The 18,660-nt window shown below is 59.5% G+C and carries 12 protein-coding genes; 5 read left to right on the top strand and 7 right to left on the bottom strand.

All coding sequences use genetic code 11. From position 1 onward, the window contains the following. Window positions 1-153 precede the first annotated feature (153 nt). The 4 genes from EDF70_RS00450 to EDF70_RS00435 all read right to left on the bottom strand — a co-directional run bounded on the left by EDF70_RS00450 (window position 154) and on the right by EDF70_RS00435 (window position 4,808). Complete coding sequence (locus EDF70_RS00450; RefSeq protein WP_132271295.1) at window positions 154-1,359, bottom strand: amidohydrolase/deacetylase family metallohydrolase; 1,206 nt, start codon at window positions 1,357-1,359, stop codon at window positions 154-156. Between the two features lies 1 nt (window position 1,360). After that, entirely contained in the window at window positions 1,361-2,239 is an 879-nt protein-coding gene (locus EDF70_RS00445) for an ABC transporter permease (protein ID WP_132271294.1), read from the bottom strand. An 11-nt stretch (window positions 2,240-2,250) separates the two neighbouring features. Continuing rightward, window positions 2,251-3,192, bottom strand: a complete 942-nt coding sequence (locus EDF70_RS00440) for an ABC transporter permease (RefSeq protein ID WP_165931907.1) — start codon at window positions 3,190-3,192, stop codon at window positions 2,251-2,253. Between the two features lie 86 nt (window positions 3,193-3,278). Further along, the gene (locus EDF70_RS00435) at window positions 3,279-4,808 is read right to left on the bottom strand and encodes an ABC transporter substrate-binding protein (RefSeq protein ID WP_132271293.1); all 1,530 of its coding nucleotides are present in this window, start codon (window positions 4,806-4,808) and stop codon (window positions 3,279-3,281) included. 302 nt (window positions 4,809-5,110) lie between these two features. Between EDF70_RS00435 and EDF70_RS00430 the strand changes: the two genes are divergently transcribed. From EDF70_RS00430 to EDF70_RS00410, 5 genes are all read left to right on the top strand, one after another. Beyond that, window positions 5,111-6,982, top strand: coding sequence for a chloride channel protein (locus EDF70_RS00430; RefSeq protein WP_132271292.1), 1,872 nt, complete (start codon window positions 5,111-5,113; stop codon window positions 6,980-6,982). Window positions 6,983-7,081: 99 nt separating this feature from the next. After that, window positions 7,082-7,963, top strand: coding sequence for an AraC family transcriptional regulator (locus EDF70_RS00425; RefSeq protein WP_132271291.1), 882 nt, complete (start codon window positions 7,082-7,084; stop codon window positions 7,961-7,963). A gap of 164 nt (window positions 7,964-8,127) precedes the next feature. Beyond that, window positions 8,128-10,299 (top strand): TonB-dependent siderophore receptor, encoded by a 2,172-nt coding sequence (locus EDF70_RS00420; protein WP_132271290.1) that lies wholly within the window; start codon window positions 8,128-8,130, stop codon window positions 10,297-10,299. A gap of 89 nt (window positions 10,300-10,388) precedes the next feature. Beyond that, complete coding sequence (locus EDF70_RS00415) at window positions 10,389-11,168, top strand: ATP-binding cassette domain-containing protein (protein ID WP_132271289.1); 780 nt, start codon at window positions 10,389-10,391, stop codon at window positions 11,166-11,168. Between the two features lie 57 nt (window positions 11,169-11,225). Next, window positions 11,226-12,293, top strand: coding sequence for a siderophore-interacting protein (locus EDF70_RS00410; protein ID WP_245518974.1), 1,068 nt, complete (start codon window positions 11,226-11,228; stop codon window positions 12,291-12,293). A 234-nt stretch (window positions 12,294-12,527) separates the two neighbouring features. On the opposite strand, the gene EDF70_RS00405 is transcribed toward EDF70_RS00410, so the two are convergent. From EDF70_RS00405 to EDF70_RS00395, 3 genes are all read right to left on the bottom strand, one after another. Beyond that, a complete protein-coding gene (locus tag EDF70_RS00405; protein WP_132271288.1) occupies window positions 12,528-13,151 on the bottom strand; it encodes a 50S ribosomal protein L11 methyltransferase in 624 nt (207 codons plus the stop codon). Continuing rightward, the gene (gene glf / locus EDF70_RS00400; protein WP_207908206.1) at window positions 13,148-14,293 is read right to left on the bottom strand and encodes a UDP-galactopyranose mutase; all 1,146 of its coding nucleotides are present in this window, start codon (window positions 14,291-14,293) and stop codon (window positions 13,148-13,150) included. Before glf ends, EDF70_RS00405 begins: the two co-directional genes overlap by 4 nt. 143 nt (window positions 14,294-14,436) lie before the next feature. Beyond that, window positions 14,437-18,603: a hypothetical protein gene (locus EDF70_RS00395; RefSeq protein ID WP_132271287.1), complete on the bottom strand. Its 4,167-nt coding sequence runs from the start codon at window positions 18,601-18,603 to the stop codon at window positions 14,437-14,439. Between the last annotated feature and the right edge of the window lie 57 nt (window positions 18,604-18,660).

The following is an 18,660-nucleotide window of genomic DNA, read 5'->3' as shown; positions in this document are numbered from 1 at the left end:
CCCCTCCCCACCCTCCCCACAAGGGGGAGGGCTTAACCCAGCCGATCCGCTGCAACCCAATCGAGATGGGTGCCACGAGTATTCTCCCCCCCTTGTGGGGGAGATGGCCGGCAGGCCAGAGAGGGACTTGCTTTTATCTGCATTCCCACCGCCTCAACGGTAGGAATAACCATGGCTGTGGCGCACGAGTTTACGCGCCCGCGGGATATAGCGGCTGGCGGTGATCGCTTCCGAGCCGATGACCGAATAACGCGGCTCGAACAGCTGGCGCAGTTGCGAAACATCGCCGTTCGAATCGGTGGCTTCCAGATCGGAATCGACCACGTCGAACACGGTGAAATCGGCTCGCTGGCCAACCGACAGGCGGTTTTCCATGTCGAGCTTGATGACTTCGGCCGGCGCATGCGTAACCGCATTGACCACCTTGTCGAACGGCATGCCGACCGACAGCAGTTTCGACATCGTCGTTGCCAGATCCCAGACCGGAAAATTCATGGAATGGCCATGCAGGTCGGTCGAGATCGAATGCGGCAGCAGGCCGCGTGCGATCGCGGCTTCCGCAACCTTGAACGAGAAGGACGCGCCGCCATGGCCGATATCGAGGCGCACGCCTTCCGAGGCGCAGCGCTCAGCCAGGTTGAACAGGTCTTCGTCTTCCATGATGGAAGAACCGGCCTTGCCGTTGAAGCAATGGGTGACGACGTCGCCGGGGCCGAGGATTTCGAGAACCTCGTCATAAAGCGCCGGTGGTTCGCCGACATGCACCATCATCGGAATTTTGAGGATCTTGGCGATCTTCTTGCCAAGCTTGACCGGCGTCACGCCCCAGGAACCGGTGATGACGTGGCTGGCACGCACCTTCAGGCCGACGATATGCTCGCTGTTTTCGGCGTAGCATTCGATGATGCGGTCGAGGTCGATATCACGGATATCGCGCAACTCGGCAACGCGGTTGCAGGCCACGAGGCCGATCGAACCGAGATTGAGGAAGGCTTTGACGCGTTCCTTCGACGGCTCGATGATATATTCGCGAAAACCGTGAAAGTTGGCTTCACCGGCGGAACCGGCGTCGACCAGCGTGGTGACGCCGCGCTCGGCGCCGCATTCGGACGGACGGATCGAGATATCGGTGCCGCCATGCCAGATATGCACGTGCAGATCGACCCAGCCCGGAGAAACCCAGGCGCCCTTGCCGTCAACGCGGCGGGCATCGGCCGGCGCTGCAATCGACGGACCGATGGCGGCAATCTTGCCGTCACCGCCGACGAGAATGTCGGTCGTGCCAGTCTGTGCAGTCGCGCCAAAAGCCATCGGCTTGACGTTGGTGAGGAGGAGCGGTGTGTTGTTTTCACCGGTCATATCAAAGGTCCCTTCGCAGTCTTGGATCGAGCATGTCCCGCAACCCGTCGCCGACCATCTGCAGCGAGAGCACGGAAAGAATGATGGCAAAGCCGGGGAAATAGGTCATCCAGTCGGCCTGCCCGATATATTGGCGGCCGGCGGCGATCATGGTTCCCCAGGTCGGAATTTCAGGGCTGACGCCAAGCCCCAGAAACGACAGGCCGGCTTCCGCCAGCATGGCGCTGGCAAACAGGAAGGTGGCCTGAACGAGGATGGGCGACAACAGATTGCGCAGCACATGCCGCGTCATGATGTGGAAGGTCGAGATGCCGAGCGCCTGCGCCGCTTCTACATAAGGAAGTTCACGGATCACCAGCGTCGAAGCGCGCACGATGCGGGCCAGACGCGGCGAATAGACGATCGACAAAGCCACGATCACCGTCGTCAGCGACGGACCCAAAGCGGCCACCAGCGCGATAGCGAGCAGGATGTCCGGAAAGGCCATCATCGCATCGATCAGGCGGGCAATCGGCGTGTCGAGCTTCTGGAAGAAACCGGCCAGCAGGCCGAGCGTCACGCCGATGGCCGCCGACAGGACCACCACGGACGCACCGATCAGCAGCGACAGCCGCGCCGAATAGATCGTGCGGGAAAACACATCGCGGCCGAATTCATCGGTGCCGAACCAGAACAGCTCGCTCGGCGGCTTCAGCCGGTTGACGATCGACAGCTTTGAGGGCGAGTAAGGCGCGATCCACGGCGCCAGCACGGCCAGCGTCACGAAGATGACCAGCACGATCAGGCCGAAAGCCACCGTCTTGCGTTTGATGAACCGCTTGAAAAATTTCGAGCCTTCGCTCTCGGCGGGTTTGGTCTCGGTAACAGCGATATCCGTCATCCGTCGCCCCCTTAATAACGCACGCGGGGATCGATCAGCAGATAGAGCATATCGATCGCGAAGTTGATGAGAACATAGAGCGCGGCGATAACCAGCAGCGCTCCCTGAATGACCGGATAATCACGCCGCAGCACGGCCGAGACCACGAGGCTGCCGACACCGGGCAGGCCGAACACGGTCTCGGTGACGACCGCGCCTGAAATCAGCACGGCAGCGGTAAGGCCGATGACGGTGAGGATCGGGATCAGCGCGTTTTTGAGCGCATGTTTCATGATGACCCGGCGCTCCACCAGCCCCTTGGCGCGGGCGGTGCGGATGTAATCATCACCCAGCACGTCAAGCATCGAGGCACGGGTAAAGCGCAGGATAAGCGCCGATGAGACGATGCCGAGCGCAAAGGCCGGCAAGGTCAGATGATACATGCGATCCATGAAACTCGAGCCCGGCCCACCATAACCGGAGACCGGAAAGATGTTCAGCCGCACGGCAAAAAACTGCATCAGGATCAGGCCGAGCCAGAAGCTGGGAATGCTCGCCGCCAGCATGGCGATTGTCGTCGCCGCCTGATCCACAAACGAGCCACGGCGATAGGCGGCATAGATGCCGATCGGCAGCGCGATGATCGTGGCGATCGCCAGCGAAAAAATGGTGAGGAAAAACGTCGGTTCGGCGCGGTCCAGCAAGGCCGAAGTCACCGGCATATTGAGAAAGATCGACTGGCCGAGATCGCCCTTCAGCATCTGGCCGATATAATAAAAGTATTGAACGGCCAGAGACTGGTCGAGGCCCAATCGTGTGCGCAGGTCGGCAATATCGGCGGCCGACGCATCGGGCCCGAGCATGACGGCAGCCGGATCACCCGGCGTGACGCGCACGATGACGAAAACGATGGTCACGACGAGAAACATCACGACGATCATGCCGGCCAGGCGCTGGAGAATATAACGGATCATAGAGCTTTCTTCCCATGCCCCTCAGGAGGCACATTCTCGAAACCGGAGCCGCCCTCATGGGCAGCATCCGGCCTCCTCGAAAAGGATCACTTCTTGATCGAAGCATTCCAGAAGTAGGGCCACGGAGCAGCCTCGACACCTTCGACCGTCTTCTTCTTGGCGGCGACGGCGTTGAAATCACCGATCTTCATGTAGGGGATTTCCTCATACATGGCCTTCTGCACATCGGCCCACAGCGCCAGACGCTTGGCCGGATCGGCTTCGGCAGAGAAGGCCTCTACCGTCTGCTTGCGCAAAGGCGTATCCCACCAGCCCGGCGAGCTTGGCGCCAGCGAGCCGATCAGCGCCGGTTCCGGTAGGAACGGACTGTGGGTGATATAAATATCCCAAAGGCCCTTGTCGGCGCGGCGCTGGGTGAGTGTTGCCCAGTCCACCACCTGCATGTCGACCTTGAAGCCGGCGAGCTTCAGATATTCGGCCGCCACCTGCGCCATCTTGTAATGGAACTCGTACTGGCGGCTGGTGAGAATGCGGATCGGCTTTTCGCCGTCGTAACCGGCAGCCTTGGCAGCTTCCTTGGCGCCTTCCGGATCGGCGACATTGTAATTGCCCTCGACACCGGCATCGGTGCTCCAGACAAAATTCTTCGGATAGATATTGCCGTCGAGCGTGTAGAAATCAGTGCTGCCGAAAGCGGCTGCCAGCATGTCTTCCATGCTCAGCGCCTGACGGATCGCCTTGCGCATGGCGACATCCTTGGCGACACCTTCCGCCGTGTTGAACACGAAAACCGGATAACCGAACGGCTTCAGCACGACCGGTTCGACGGTCGAGGCGCCTTCCACCTTGGCAAAGGATTCGACCGGCAACTGATCGATATAGTCGTACTGGCCGGAAACGGCGGCCTCGACGCGGGTATTGGCGTCCGGCACCGGCACGAAACGGATCTCGTCGAGATACTGGTGACGCGCGCCACCGTAGCCATCGGCGTCACCGCCGCGCGACTTGTAGCCGTCGAAACGGGCAAGCTGGATATACTGGTCGGCCTTGCGTTCCTTCAGCATGTAGGGACCGGTGCCGATGAATTCCTTCATCGGTTCGTCCTGCTTTTCCGCAGGCAGAATGATCGCCGCCGAATTGTTGAAGGCCAGCAGCGACACGAGCGGCGCATAAGGCTGCTTCAGCGTGATCTTGACGGTCGAGGCATCGGTCGCCTCGATCTTGTCGAGGAAGGAGGCCGCCTGCTTACCGCGCGAGGCAACCTTTACCCAGCGGTTCAGCGAGGCGACGACATCGTCCGACGCCATGTCGGAACCGTCATGAAACTTGATGCCCGAGCGCAGCTTGATCGTGTAGGTTTTGCCATCGGCGCTGATTTCCGGCAGGCTTTCGGCCAGAAGCGGCGTGGTTTTCCAGCCCTTGTCGAACGTGTAGAGCGTTTCAAAAATGTGCTGGGTGACGATGCCGACCAGATCGGCGGTCGAGGCCATCGGATCGAGCGTCGGCGGTTCGCCGATTGTCGCGACATTGATGACGCCACCCTTTTCCTGGGCGAAAGTAAGAGTAGGCGCAGCGATCAGCGCCGTGGCAACAAGGAATGCGAGCTTCAGTCTCATGATAGGCTCCCGGTTTTTGTGTTCCATTATTATGTTATGTGCATTTTTATAACAGAATAACCCAAGCGACCGGTCTGTCAATCCTCCCTTTCCGTGCGCGGCGACGAAACGCGGCATCGCGGAACAGGCATCCCATCTGCGACAGCATCGGTCGCAGCGGCGGCTTCGTTGATCTTTCGCCACATTTACTTGGCTAGAGAGAGTGGCAACGGGCTTGAAAATGGCATTGACCGCCTAAGTCCTGCCTTATCCCGCCGCACATCCGTATTCGCATCCAATGGGCATAGCCCCAGGTTACCGTAATGACGCCGCCGCCCCAGCCACAGGTAGATTCCGAAATCCCGGCACCGGGTCAGGAACAGACTTCTCCACGAAATACGGGCATTTCGGATAGGGCGTCCCTGCGGTTGCGGATCCTTTGGCGATATCTGGCCGGCCTCGACCTGCGCATTCTCGTGCGCCGCAACGAATGGGGCATCATCGTCATCGCCGCCGCCATCGGCGTCATATCCGGTCTTGTCGTCACCGCCATGAACCTTGCGGCTGCCGCCATGCACCAGCGCATTTTTGGCATTGCGGATGGTGAAAGGCTGAGTTCATCCGAGGTCGGCGACACGATCCTGCTTCTGTCTGCACCTATCGTCGGCGGCATCATTCTGGGCATCACCATTCTGGTTCTGGCCCGTTTCCGCAAACGCCCGATGGTCGACCCGATCGAGGCCAATGCCCTGCACGGCGGAAAGCTGTCGCTCACCGACAGTTTTATCATCGTCTACCAGAACCTCGTTTCCAACGGTTTTGGCGCATCCGTCGGCCTTGAGGCCGGTTACACCCAGCTCGCCGCCGGTTTCGCCTCCAAGATCGGCAACAAGCTTTCCCTTCGTCGCGCCGATATGCGCATCCTCGTCGGCTGCGGTGCCGCCGGCGCCATTTCCGCCGCCTTCAACGCACCGCTGACCGGCGCATTCTACGCCTTCGAGCTGGTCATCGGCTCCTACACCACCGCCTCGCTCGCGCCCGTCGTCGTTTCAGCACTGGTCGCCACGCTGGTCGCCCGCCAGTTCATCGACATCAGTTTCATCGTCGAAATGGGCATGCTGCAGAGCGTTTCGCCCGGTGATTTCGTGCCCGCCATCATCCTCGGTGCCTGCTGCGCTGGCGTCGGCATCGTCCTCATGAAAGGCGTCGCCACCATCGAGGAGCTTTCCCGCAAAAGCTCCATCCCCGCCTGGATCCGCCCAACGCTTGGCGGCATCGTCGTCGGCCTGTTCGCGATGATCAGCCCGCAGGTCATGTCCGGCGGCCATGGCGCGCTGCATCTCAACCTGGCGCATGATGTAGCACTTCCCATGCTGATCGCCATTTTCCTGATGAAGGCGGCGACCTCGGCCATTTCCATCGGCGCCGGTTTCCGTGGCGGCCTGTTTTTCGCCTCGCTGTTTCTGGGCGCGCTGCTGGGCAAAATCTTCGCCTTTTCCACCGCAGCGATCGGCCTTGTCCTGCTCGCCCCCGTCGTACTTGCCATTGTCGGAATGAGCGCGCTGGCCGTCGCCATCATCGGCGGCCCGTTGACCATGACGTTTCTGGCACTGGAACTGACCGGCGACTTTCCCATCACCGCACTGGTGCTCGCCGCCGTCATCACCTCGTCGCTGATCGTGCGCACCACATTCGGCTACTCATTCGCCACATGGCGCTTTCACCTGCGCGGCGAAAGCATTCGCAGCGCCCACGATGTCGGCTGGATCCGCAACCTCACCGTTGGCCGCATGATGCGCTCCGACGTCAAGACGGCGCTGGCAACCATGTCGCTCGGCGATTTCCGCCGCGACTTTCCGCTCGGCGCCACCCAGCGGGTGATCATTGTCGACGACACCGGCAAATATGCCGGCATGGTTCTGGTGCCGGAAGTCCACAACGCGCTGACCGATGCCGACGATCACGATGACAGCCTAGAAAAATACATCCGTTTCAAGAACGACGTGCTGCAGACCCAGATGAACGCCAAGCAGGCAGCGGGCATATTCGAAAAGAGCCAGAGCGAAGCGCTCGCCGTGATCGACAATCTGATCGAGCGCAAGGTGGTCGGGCTTCTCACCGAAAGCCACACTTTGCGCCGCTATTCGGAAGAACTGGAACTGCGCCGCCGCGAAATGGTGGGCGATAGCATCTGAACAGCGCCAGACCAAAGGTCTGCGACCACCCGGCAATTGCTAATCCAAGCAATACTTGATAAATATGGGAAGGTTTAATGAGATTGGCCGGGGGCTTTCATGACATTCCAGCCACGGATGCAGAACAGGATCGAGGGCTTTGCCGTCGGCAGCCTGCATCGCCGTGCCTGGAACGGCATTGTTGCGGACCTCTGGGATGTCGAATGCGGCTCCTATGCCGGTGGACATTATGTCGCTCGGGATCCGCGCCTGTTTATCGTCCTCGATCATAGCGGCAAGGGTTGCCCGACGGTCAAACGGTCCCCTACGGATGGCGGGGGCCGCCAGGACAGAAGCACCAGCCCGATCTCCTACGTTCCCGCCGATATGGAACTATGGGTGGATATCGAGGGCGTGCAGCGCCTTCGCCATCTCGACCTTCATTTCGATGCGACCGGTATAGGCCGCCGGTTGATGGACGAAATCGACCCTGATCGCCTTAATCACCCCAACCTGCTGTTTGCCCATCCCGGCATCATGTCGCTGGCCGAACTGATCACCGCGGAAATTGCAAATCCGACACCACTACACGATCTGTATGGCGACAGCCTGTGCCTAGCGCTGATCATTTCCGCGTTGAAGATCGAGAAAGCCAATACCCGCAAGCGCAGCGCGCTGGCACCTTGGCAACTGCGCCGCGCCACCGAATTCATCGACGCCCATTGCCTGCGCAATATCCGCCTTGAGGAACTGGCCGAGCTGACCGGCCTGTCGCAATCGCATTTCAGCCACTCGTTCAAGGTTTCGACCGGCATGGCGCCGCATCAATGGCAGATGAAGGCGCGGCTTGACAAGGCAAAGGCCTTGCTGACCGGTTCCAGCCAGCCGCTGACAACAATCGCCGCCGAAACCGGCTTTGCCGATCAGGCGCATTTCACCCGCGCCTTCCGACAGCATTTCGGCACGACCCCGGCCCGTTGGAAACGGACGCAGACCGCTTGAGCTGGCGAACATCTGCCCTTTTGGCAACACCTTGCAGGCATTTGCCCATAACGTTCAAATTTGCCCAAGAAGCTTCAATTTTCCCCGATAGCGGCAATCCGCAAATCCTAATTTGAGTTAATTCCTCAACTTATATGCAGTAAATGGGGCGTTAAGGGGTGCAAATGCGTAAGCATTCGAAGTTTTTGAACATGGGCATGAAGGCCTCGGCCGCGGCAATCGCGATCATGGCGGCGTGGCCGGCTGCATCACAGGATGCAACGCAGTTGCAGACCATCGTGGTTGAAGGTCAGGGCAATGGAACGGGCACCGGTCCGGTGAAAGGTTATGTGGCCAAGCAGACAACGGCCGGTTCCAAGACGGATACGCCGTTGAATGAGGTTCCGCAGGCGGTTTCGGTTGTCGGCCGTCAAGAGCTTGAGGACCGAGGCGTTGTGAACAAGGTCGATGAGGCGCTGCGCTACACGGCCGGCGTTGCCACCCAGACGTTTGGCACCGACCCGGATACCGATTGGTATTACATCCGCGGCTTCGATGCGAGCCAGACGGGCGTTTATCTCGACGGTCTCAATCTCTTTGCTTACGGCTTCGGAAACTTCCAGGTCGATCCGTTTATGCTTGAGCGGGTCGACATCCTCAAAGGTCCGGCATCTGTGCTTTACGGTGGCGCCAATGCTGGCGGCATCGTCGACATGGTCCGCAAGCGCCCGACGGATGAGCCCTACTACTACACCGAGGCCGGCATCAACACGAACGGCAACGCCTTTACCGGCTTTGATATTTCCGACAAGGTCGGCGCTAGCGAGACGATGACCTATCGCTTGACCGGTAAGATTGCCGGTGGCAACGGTTACACCGATTTCACCAACGATCTACGCGGCTTCATCATGCCGCAGCTGACCATCGCGCCCGATGACGCCACGAAATTCACGATCTGGGCCTATGCTGGCGGCCTCGATCAGGTTCACACGGGCAACGGCTTCCTGCCTTACGAAGGCACGGTCGTCGATCGCCCCGGCGTCGGCAAGATTTCCCGCAAGTTCTTCCCCGGTGAACCGGACCTCGACAAGGGCCGTTATGACCAGCAGATGATCGGCTATGAGTTCGAGCACGAATTCGAAGGCGGCTGGAAGGTCTCCTCGAACGCACGTTATGGCCATCTCGATAAATACGAGCACCTCATCTACCCGTATCTGTGGGCCGGCCCAACCGAGCTGCAGCGCATCGGCTTCACCGGCGATACGTCTGCCGATACGCTGGCCTGGGATAACCGCATCGAGAACGAATTCGACCTCGGCGGCGCAACGCACAAGATCATGGCCGGTGTCGATTATCGCCTCTACAAGATCGATAATGTTCAGAACTCCGTCTTCGGCGCCGGTTTTCCGGCCCAGCCGTACAATGGCAATCTTGATGTCCTGAACCCGAATTACGGTCAGACACAGCCGACGCCCGGCGCGCTCTACAATGAAAACGTCACGATGAATCAGGTGGGCTTCTACGCTCAGGATCAGATTCGCTTCGGCGACGGCTGGCTGGTCACGCTGAACGGCCGCTACGACTATGTCCATACCGACTTTGACAACAAGCTCTCCCCGGCCGGCAGCTTCAAGGAGTCCGACGGCGCCTTGAGCGGCCGCGCAGGTCTGGCCTATGAATTCGACAACGGCGTGACGCCCTATGTCAGCGCCGCAACCTTCTTCAACCCGCTGGTTGGCCGTGGTGCCCAGGGCCCGCTCAAGCCGGAAGAAGGTGAACAGTACGAAGCCGGTATCAAATACGATCCGACCTTCATGGATGCATCGTTCACCGCTTCGGTCTTCCACATCAACAAGAAGAACAATTCGGTATCGATCCCCGTCGCACCGTTTACCGACCAGCTCGGCGAAGTGGAATCGAAGGGCTTCGAGCTTGAAGGCAAGGTCAATATCACTGAAAACTGGAAGCTTCTCGGCTCCTTCAGCTACAATGATGTGGAAGTCACCAGAAACGACCCCAACCCGAACCTCATCGGCAAGACGCCCTATGTCGTGCCGGATTACATGGCCTCGATGTGGGTGGATTACAGCGTGACGGAAGGTGCATTTGAAGGCCTCGGCCTTGGTGCAGGCGTGCGTCACAAGGGCCAGTCCTGGGCTGACGAACTCAATACCTTGCAGGTGCCGGATTCGACCATTTTCGATGCGGCTATCCGCTACAAAAAGGACGGTTGGGCCGCATCGCTTAACGTCACCAACCTGTTTGACAAGACCTATGTGGAATCCTGCCGCACCAACGGCGCATGCGGTTACGGCGACGCCCGCACCATCACTTTCAAGCTGAGCAAGACTTGGTAAGTTGACATTAGCGGAAAGGTTTTGCAGGAAACCGGGGGCGGAAGGAAATCATCCTTCCGCCCCTTTCCGTATCCGATCGGAGTTTTCGCGTGGCCCAGACGTTCCTATCCCTTTCCGGCATCAACTATTCGGCAACCGGCAAGGATATCCTGCACGATATCGACCTGTCGCTGGAGCCGGGCCATGTCTACGGCCTTGTCGGGCCGAATGGATCGGGCAAGAGCACGCTTCTGAAAATCATCGCCCGCCAGATCGGCGCGACCGGCGGCAACATTTTGTGGGACGGCAAGGCCTCGGGCGAATGGGGCACCAGGGCCTTTGCCCGTCACCTCGCCTACATGCCGCAGTTCACGCCGCAGACGGATGGCATGACGGTGCGCGAACTGGTGGCGCTCGGCCGTTTTCCCTGGCACGGCACGCTCGGCCGCTTCACCGATGCCGACCGCGCCAAGGTGGATGAAGCGCTGGAGCGCACCGATCTCGTCCGCTTCGAAGACAGACTGGTGGACAGCATGTCCGGCGGTGAACGCCAGCGCGCCTGGATCGCCATGATGCTGGCACAGGATGCCCGCTGCATCCTGCTCGATGAACCAACCTCGGCGCTCGATCTCTCGCATCAGGCAAGCGTCCTGTCGCTGGTCCACGATCTCTGCCATGAACGTGACCTCACGGTGATCGTCGTGCTGCACGATATCAACCTCGCCGCCCGCTACTGTGATCGCATGGTGGCGCTCGGCAATGGCCGTATCGTCGCGCGCGGAAAACCGTCCGATATCGTCCGCGCCGACATGCTGCAGGAAATTTTTGGCATCGACATGGGCGTCTTCATGCATCCGGTTCGCCAGGAGCCGGTCAGCTATCTTCTCTGAGGCGCCTGCAATCGCCGCCCGCATCTGTTTTGCTTTTAACCGAAAGGACTTACGTCCATGATGATGGCTGAACGCTTCACTCTCTCCGGCACCGCCATTCCAGCCGATCCCCAGCGCATGCTGGATGAGATCTGCGAACATTTTGTCGAACATGCCGACGTCGTTCGCCGCGAAGGCGGCGCAAAGCTGATCACCATCATCGGCAATGCCGATATCGACATCGTCGGCAACAAGCTCGCTATCGAAATCGATTGCCCGGCCCAAAAATTCATCGTGTCGGCGCGCAGCATGATCGCCGAACACCTGTTCGAATTCGCCGGTGACGAGCCGCTGGAACTGACCTGGGCGGAAGAACCGAACCCGGATGCGCTGCCGAGTTTTCGCGAGGCGACCGTGGTATCCACTGCCGACATTACCCCGCATATGCGCCGCGTCACCGTCTCCTGCCGCAATGTCGAACAGTTCATCGGCGTCGGCCTGCATGTGCGCCTGCTGATCCCGCAGCATGACGGCGAGCCTGCATGGCCGGGCATGCGCCCGGATGGCCGAGTGGCATGGCCGGATGAAAAGGATATCGCCGTGCGTATCTACACGATCCGCAGCGTCGATCGCGAACGCGGCCAGCTGGATATCGATTTCGTGCTGCATGAAAGCGATGGCGAGCCGATGCCGGGCGCTGAATTCGCCGTTTCCGCCAAGCCGGGTGACGTGATCGGCATCATGGGGCCGGGTGGAGATGGCGTGGCGCATGCCCGCTCGATCATTCTGGCCGGCGACGAGGCGGCCCTGCCCGCCATCTGCCGCATGGTCGCCGAAGCACCAAAAACCTCCGCCATCCGCGCCTTTATCGAGATCGACAATCCGGCGGAAGAACAGGACCTCGTCTCACCGGCCACGCTCGACATCACCTGGCTGCACCGCAATGGCGGCAAGGCCGGCACGATGCGGCTGCTCGAAGCCCGCGTGAAGGAAGCAGCAGAGACGGCACCGGAAGGCACCTATATCTGGGGCGGCTGCGAAAAGACCGAGGCCCGCGCCATCCGCGATTTCCTGAAAAGCCGCGGCCACGACCGCAAGCAGATGAGCATCAGCGCCTATTGGCAGAAGGCGAAAGCCAAGGCCTGATGATATTCAGGGCGGGGCTATCGCATATGAAGAAAGTCCCTCTCTGGCCTGCCGGCCATCTCCCCCACAAGGGGGGAGAAAACTTGCGGCAAACGCCTGCCCCAATTGAGCCACAGCAGAGCGCCCGGGTTAAGCCCCTCCCCCTTGTGGGGGTCCGAAGGACGGGCGAGACTCGTGGCTCGCCCCGGTCAGGTTTGGGGCGGGGTCTTTTATCATACCCGATCTCCCCGCCGCTCAGGACAGGCTGAACACCCCTGCCCTGCCACCGGCACCCGAACCGAAATCCGGCACCTCGTAATCGGCGACAAGTTGCAGACTGTCTTCCGGCAGATGCGCCCGAAAAGGATCGCCGATCAGCACAGCGATCCCGGCCGCAGCGCAGGCCTGCAACCACGGCAGAACCCTTGCCGCCGTCTCGCGGTCGTAAAACAGATCACCAACCAGAACGACATCGACACCCGGCAACGGGCCACCAATCAGGTCACCCTCCGCAATGTCGATCATCACACCGTTCAGCACCGCATTGAGCCGGGTTGCGGCCACGGCGTTGGCATCGATGTCGGCAGCCAACACCTGCCCAGCACCGGCTTTTGCAGCCGCAATACCCACCACGCCGGAACCGCAGCCGAGATCGAGGACACGTCTGCCCCGCACCAACTCCGGCTGATCCAGAACATGCCGCGCCAGAACGGTGCCGCCGGCCCAGCCATAGGCCCAGTAAGGCGGCGCATCCGCATCGCCGATAAGCTGGCTCAAGCCGCTGCCGGGATGGGCGGTGTAGAGAGAAATTTCCGGTATCAGCCGCGCCGGTTCAATCCGCAAATTGTCGCGAATGAACGCTTCCGCAGATGCACTCATGTCAGCGCCGGCCTGACCTCGTTTTCGAAGGATTTCAGCGCCGAAGCGATGGCCTGATGCATGTCGAGATACCGATAGGTGCCGAGCCGCCCGCCGAAAATGACGTTCCTCTCCTCTTGCGCCAGCGCCTTGTAGGCAAGGTATGTGCGTTTGTCTTCGGCCGTGTCGATCGGGTAATAAGGCTCGTCGGCGCGGGTGGCGAAGCGCGAAAACTCCTTCACGATGACGGTTTTTTCCGTCTGGTAATTCCGTTCCGGGTTGAAATGGCGGAATTCTAGAATGCGCGTATAGGGCACATCCTCATCGGCATAGTTCATCACCGCCGTACCCTGAAAATCGCCGACCGGCAGCACCTCTTCGGCAAAATCGACCGTGCGCCATTTCAGCTCGCCGGCGCGGTAATCGAAATAGCGGTCGATCGGGCCGGTATAGACGACCGGAACGCCCTCCGGGACTTCAGATTTCACATCGAAATAGTCGACTCCAAGCCGGGTTTCGATCAGCGGATTACCCAGCATGCGCTCGAAAATCGCCGTATAGCCATCAACCGGCAGACCCTCGTAAGGGTCATTGAAATAGCGGTTGTCAAAAGTATAGCGCACCGGCAGGCGGGTGATGATGCTTTCCGACAATTCGCGCGGATCGGTCTGCCACTGTTTGGCAGTGTAGCCGCGGATAAACGCCTCGTAGAGCGGCCGGCCGATCAGCGAAATCGCCTTTTCCTCGAGGTTCTGCGGCTCGCTGCCGTTCAGTTCGGAGGCCTGTTCAGCAACCAGCGCCCGCGCCTCGTCGGGGCTCATGCGTTTCCCGAAAAACTGGCCGATCGTGCCGAGATTGATCGGCATCGCATAAACCTGGCCCTTGTGGGCGGAAAACACCCGGTGGCGGTAGTCGGTAAACTGGGTGAAGCGGTTGAGATAATCCCACACCGTGCGGTTGGGCGTATGAAAAAGGTGGGCGCCGTATTTGTGCACCTCGATGCCGGTTTCGCGGTCGTTTTCGCTATAGGCATTGCCGCCGATATGACGGCGGCGGTCGATCAGCAACACGCGTTTGCCGAGTTCGTTTGCCACACGTTCGGCAATGGTGGCACCGAAAAATCCGGCGCCGACGATGATGATGTCGTGGTTCGAAAAACTCATGGGGCCCCCGCCGTGACTGCGAGCGACCATAAGGCCGGACATGCCCATGGCAAAGCCGCACTTGGCGCGGAGAAAAATCATGAACAGAAAACCCGCCGCCACTTGCGCGGCGACGGGTCCGAATGTCGTCGGCTCAGCGGAAATCAGCTGAAGACGAAATAATCGTGGTGCTGCTGCAGGGCGGCGATGGTCGATTGCTTGATCAAGATCGAGTTCTGGTCGTTGAACTCGATCAGCACATCGGTGCCCTGCTGCGTCATGTTGAGATCATCGAACGTGGCCGCCCAGTTGCTGTCGATATCGATGTAGTCCGGGCCGCTGGCATCGTTGTTGAAGTTGAACACCGTGTCCTTGCCACCTTCGTAGAGCATCTTTCCGTCACTGGTGGTGCGGAAATAGAAGGTGTCGTTGCCGGCACCGCCATCCAGCGTCTGGCCGTTGGCATAGGCATAAAGGTCGTGGCGTCCGTCCGCATGGGAAATGTCCCGCGACAGGATGGTGCCGCTGGCGCTCATGTGGTCGCTCCACACCTGCCCCGTACCATCCTGCTTGTAGGCGTGGACGATGCGCGAACCATCGGCCTCGATCTCCGAATTGTAGAGAAGCGTGCCCTTGGCATCGTAGGTGCTGATATCCTTCGATCCATCGGCAAAACGCTGTTCCTTGTAGTCGTAGGAACCGTCCTCGTGGAAACGGGCGATCAGCAGAACCTTGCCGGCCGCATCGGTGGACTGATGTTCGGTGACATAGGTCTTGCCGGTGACGTTATAGGCCCAGTTGTCCATCGTGCCGTCGGCATTCAGGATGTTCTGCTTCATCAGCTCGCCGCCGACATAGGTCTTGTTGGTGGCGCTGCCGTCGGTGTGGAGTACATAGTCGGTCAGCATCACGCCGGCCTTGTCATAGGTCGTCGTATGCTTGTCGCCCAGATGGCCGACGTAATTGTAACCGGTGCGGATGCCGTCCGTGTAGCTGGTGGTGAACAGGTCGCCGTCCGGTTCCTTGACCATCTTGGTGATCACGTGGCCACTCGCCACATCATATTTCAGGGTCGTGTTGGTGCCGTCCGCCGCCACCGTCACGTCGTTCTGAAGCCTGCCGACACTGTCGTAATACATGTAATCGCGGCTGCCATCGGTGGAGCGAACCTCCCGGTAATCATAGGTACCGTTCGTGTGCAGCCGCTCGATCAGCAGGATGTTGCCGGCTGCATCGTTCTTCTGATGCACGGTCGCATAGGTCTGCCCGGTGATGTTGTAGGTCCAGTTGTCCAGCGTGCCATCGACATTCTGGGTGTTCACCTTGGTCAGAACGCCACTGACATAGGTCTTGTTCGTCGCGCTGCCATCGGCATTGGCGATATAGTCGGTCAGCATGATGCCGGTTTTGGCATCATAGGTGATGGTCTGTTTCCAGCCCTCATGGCTGGTGGCGACGTAAAGCGTGCGCACGCCGTTGACATAGGTACTGGTGAACAGGTCGCCATCCGGCTCCTTCACCATTTTAGAAATCACGCTGCCGCTGGACGGATCGTATTTGAACGTGGTGTTGGTGCCGTCTGCCGCGACCTGCACGTCGTTCACCACGCGGCCTGCCGTATCGTAATAGAGATACTGCTTGGCACCATCGACGGTGCGGATTTCGCGGTAGTCGTAGGTACCGTCCGCATGCAGCCGCTCGATCAGCGTGACATTGCCGTTGGCATCGCTCTTCTGGTGAATGGTCACATAGGTCTGGCCGGTAATGTTGTAATTCCAGCTGTCATAGGTGCCATCGGCATTCTGGCTGTTCATTTTGGTCAGCACGCCGCCGACATAGGTCTTGTTCGTCGCGCTGCCATCGGCGTTGAGCTTGTAATCCACCAGAATGACGCCGGTCTTGGCGTCATAGGTGATCTGCTGTTTCCAGCCTTCATGGCTGGTGACGGCATACAGCGTGCGCACGCCATTGGTATATTGCGAGGTAAACACGTCGCCATCGGTTTCCTTGACGACCTTGGAAATCACCTGCTCGGTGGCGGGGTTGTAGGTAAACGTCGTGCTGGTGCCGTCAGAGGCCACCTGCACATCCGTCACCAGCTTGCCGGCGGTGTTGTAATAGAAGAACTCCTTGGAACCATCCGCCGCACGCACCTCGCGATATTCATGGGTGCCATCGGCACGCAAGCGCTCGATCAGCGTGATATTGCCGGCCGCATCGTTCTTCTGGTGGATGGTCTCATAGGCCTGACCCTTGATGTTGTAGGACCAGTTGTCATAGGTGCCATCGGCATTCTTGGTGTTGAGCTTCATCAGCACGCCACCGACATAGGTCTTGTTCGAAGCGCTGCCGTCCGACTGCAGCACGTAATCGGTCAGCATCTGGCCGGTCGTGGCATCATAGGTGATCTGCTGTTTCCAGCCCTCATGGCTGGTCACCGCGTAAACGGTCCTCACACCATTGGTATATTGCGTGGTGAAGATATCGCCATCGGCCTCCTTCACCATTTTGGTGATCAGATTGCCGGTGGCCGGATCATAGGTCAGCGTCGTGTTGGTGCCATCGGTGGTCACCGTCACGTCGTTCACCAGTTTTCCGGCGGCGTTGTAATACATGTACTCCTTGGTGCCGTCGGCCGAGCGGATTTCCCGGTAGTTGAACGAACCATCGGCGTTCAGACGTTCCAAAAGCGTGATATTGCCGTTGGTGTCGAACTTCTGGTGGATCGTCGCGTAGTCCTGACCGGTGATGTGGTAATTCCAGGTCTCGTGCGTGCCATCCGTATAATAGTTGATCTTGCTGACCGGAATGCCGCCGTCGATGCCATAATCGGTGGTCAGTGTCAGGTTGCCGGCCGCATCGAATTCCTGAACCTTGGTCCACTGTGCCTCGCCATAGGTGACAGTGAACGAAAAGCCGCCCTGCACCTTGGCCAGCAACGCCCCGTAATTGGCGATCATATAGGCCATGGTCTCGACCGATGAGACGGCAAGCACATTGCCATCCGTCAGCGTCACAGTCTGCAGCCCCTGCGCATCATCGAGCTTGTGCATCTGCGACACGAACTCGGCAGCAGTCATGCTGAGGTCGGCATCGACTGTGGTAACCGGCTCATGCACCGCCTCAGGCGCTCCGACCTCGATGATCAGGGGACTGTCGCTGAGCGGGATCGTGAAGGAGCTGACATTCTGGTAAACCGCGATCGGCGTCAGGCCCTGCATCGGATCATAGACGCGGATGATGCTTTCGGTGCGGCCGAGATTGATCGTCACCGTGGTCGGCGGATTGGTGATATCCGTGTCGGTGATATCGTCAAACACCAGCGCATCGCGCCAGACGACAAGGTCGTAAACGCCGCCGGATTTTTCCATCAGCATGGAATGGGTGTCGGCAGGTGCGCCTGCCAGCGTGTAGTCGACATCGATGATGCCATCGGCCGTGCCGTCATCACCGAAGCCGAGAATGGTGGTGAGATTGTGCAGCGCGATGGCCGCTTCCTTCGGCGTGCCATCCTGTTCGAACAGGCCGAAATAGACTTCCTTCTCGCCGCGATCGCGGCTCGCCTCGTTGTCGAACAGTTCGTAGATATAGGTTTCGGACGCACCGTTCTCATAGGACAGCAGCAGGTCGGAGAGCAGCAGCTTGGCCTGCGCCGTCTCGCTGGTGCCGATACCGGGCTCGCTCTTCAGCGTCGTATGGCCGGTCTCGGTAACGATCAGCCGGTCCCCGACAGAAGCGCCCTTGGCAAGATCCAGCGTGTATTCGACCTGGCTATCCGCATCCTTGCCGGTATGAGTGTAGGTATGGGCATTCGCCGCATCGGAATAGTCACCCAGATCGCCAAGCTTGGCATAATCGGCCAGATTGTCATAGGCGAGGCTGAGATTGATGACGGTGACGCCGTTCAGCTCCGGCTCGGCCCGGATTGCCGTATAAAGCGCCTTCTGGAAGGCGATGGCGGCATCGAGCCCGACCATGCCGTTATAGGTAACGCTGTTGACATTGGCCTCGTTGACGCCCTCGACGGCGATAACCGAACCGGGATGTTTGGCCATGAATGCCTTCAGGCCGGTGATATGGCCTTCGATGCCATCGTCGCCCTTGCCCGGCAGCGTATAGGTCACACGGAAATCGAACTGGATGCCGGCATCTGCCATGGCATCGACCACCGGCGAGGCCTTTCCGTGCTCGGCAAAGGAATCCCGCACCTTGTTGACGCCGAGATATTCGAGACTCTCGACGATCAGGCTCGAATTCTTGTAGCCGTCGCTATAGGTGGAACCCTTGGTATTGATACCAATGGAGTTCACGAAGGTTGAGGCACTTACCACTGTACGATTATCCGACATCATTCATCCCCGTTCGGTAATTTAGTGAAACATGAACTT

Origin of the sequence: Neorhizobium sp. JUb45 (assembly GCF_004343585.1) — a bacterium.
Taxonomy (GTDB): domain Bacteria; phylum Pseudomonadota; class Alphaproteobacteria; order Rhizobiales; family Rhizobiaceae; genus Neorhizobium.
Note: the sequence above shows the minus strand (reverse complement) of the source record. Positions and strands in the feature narration are given on the sequence as shown.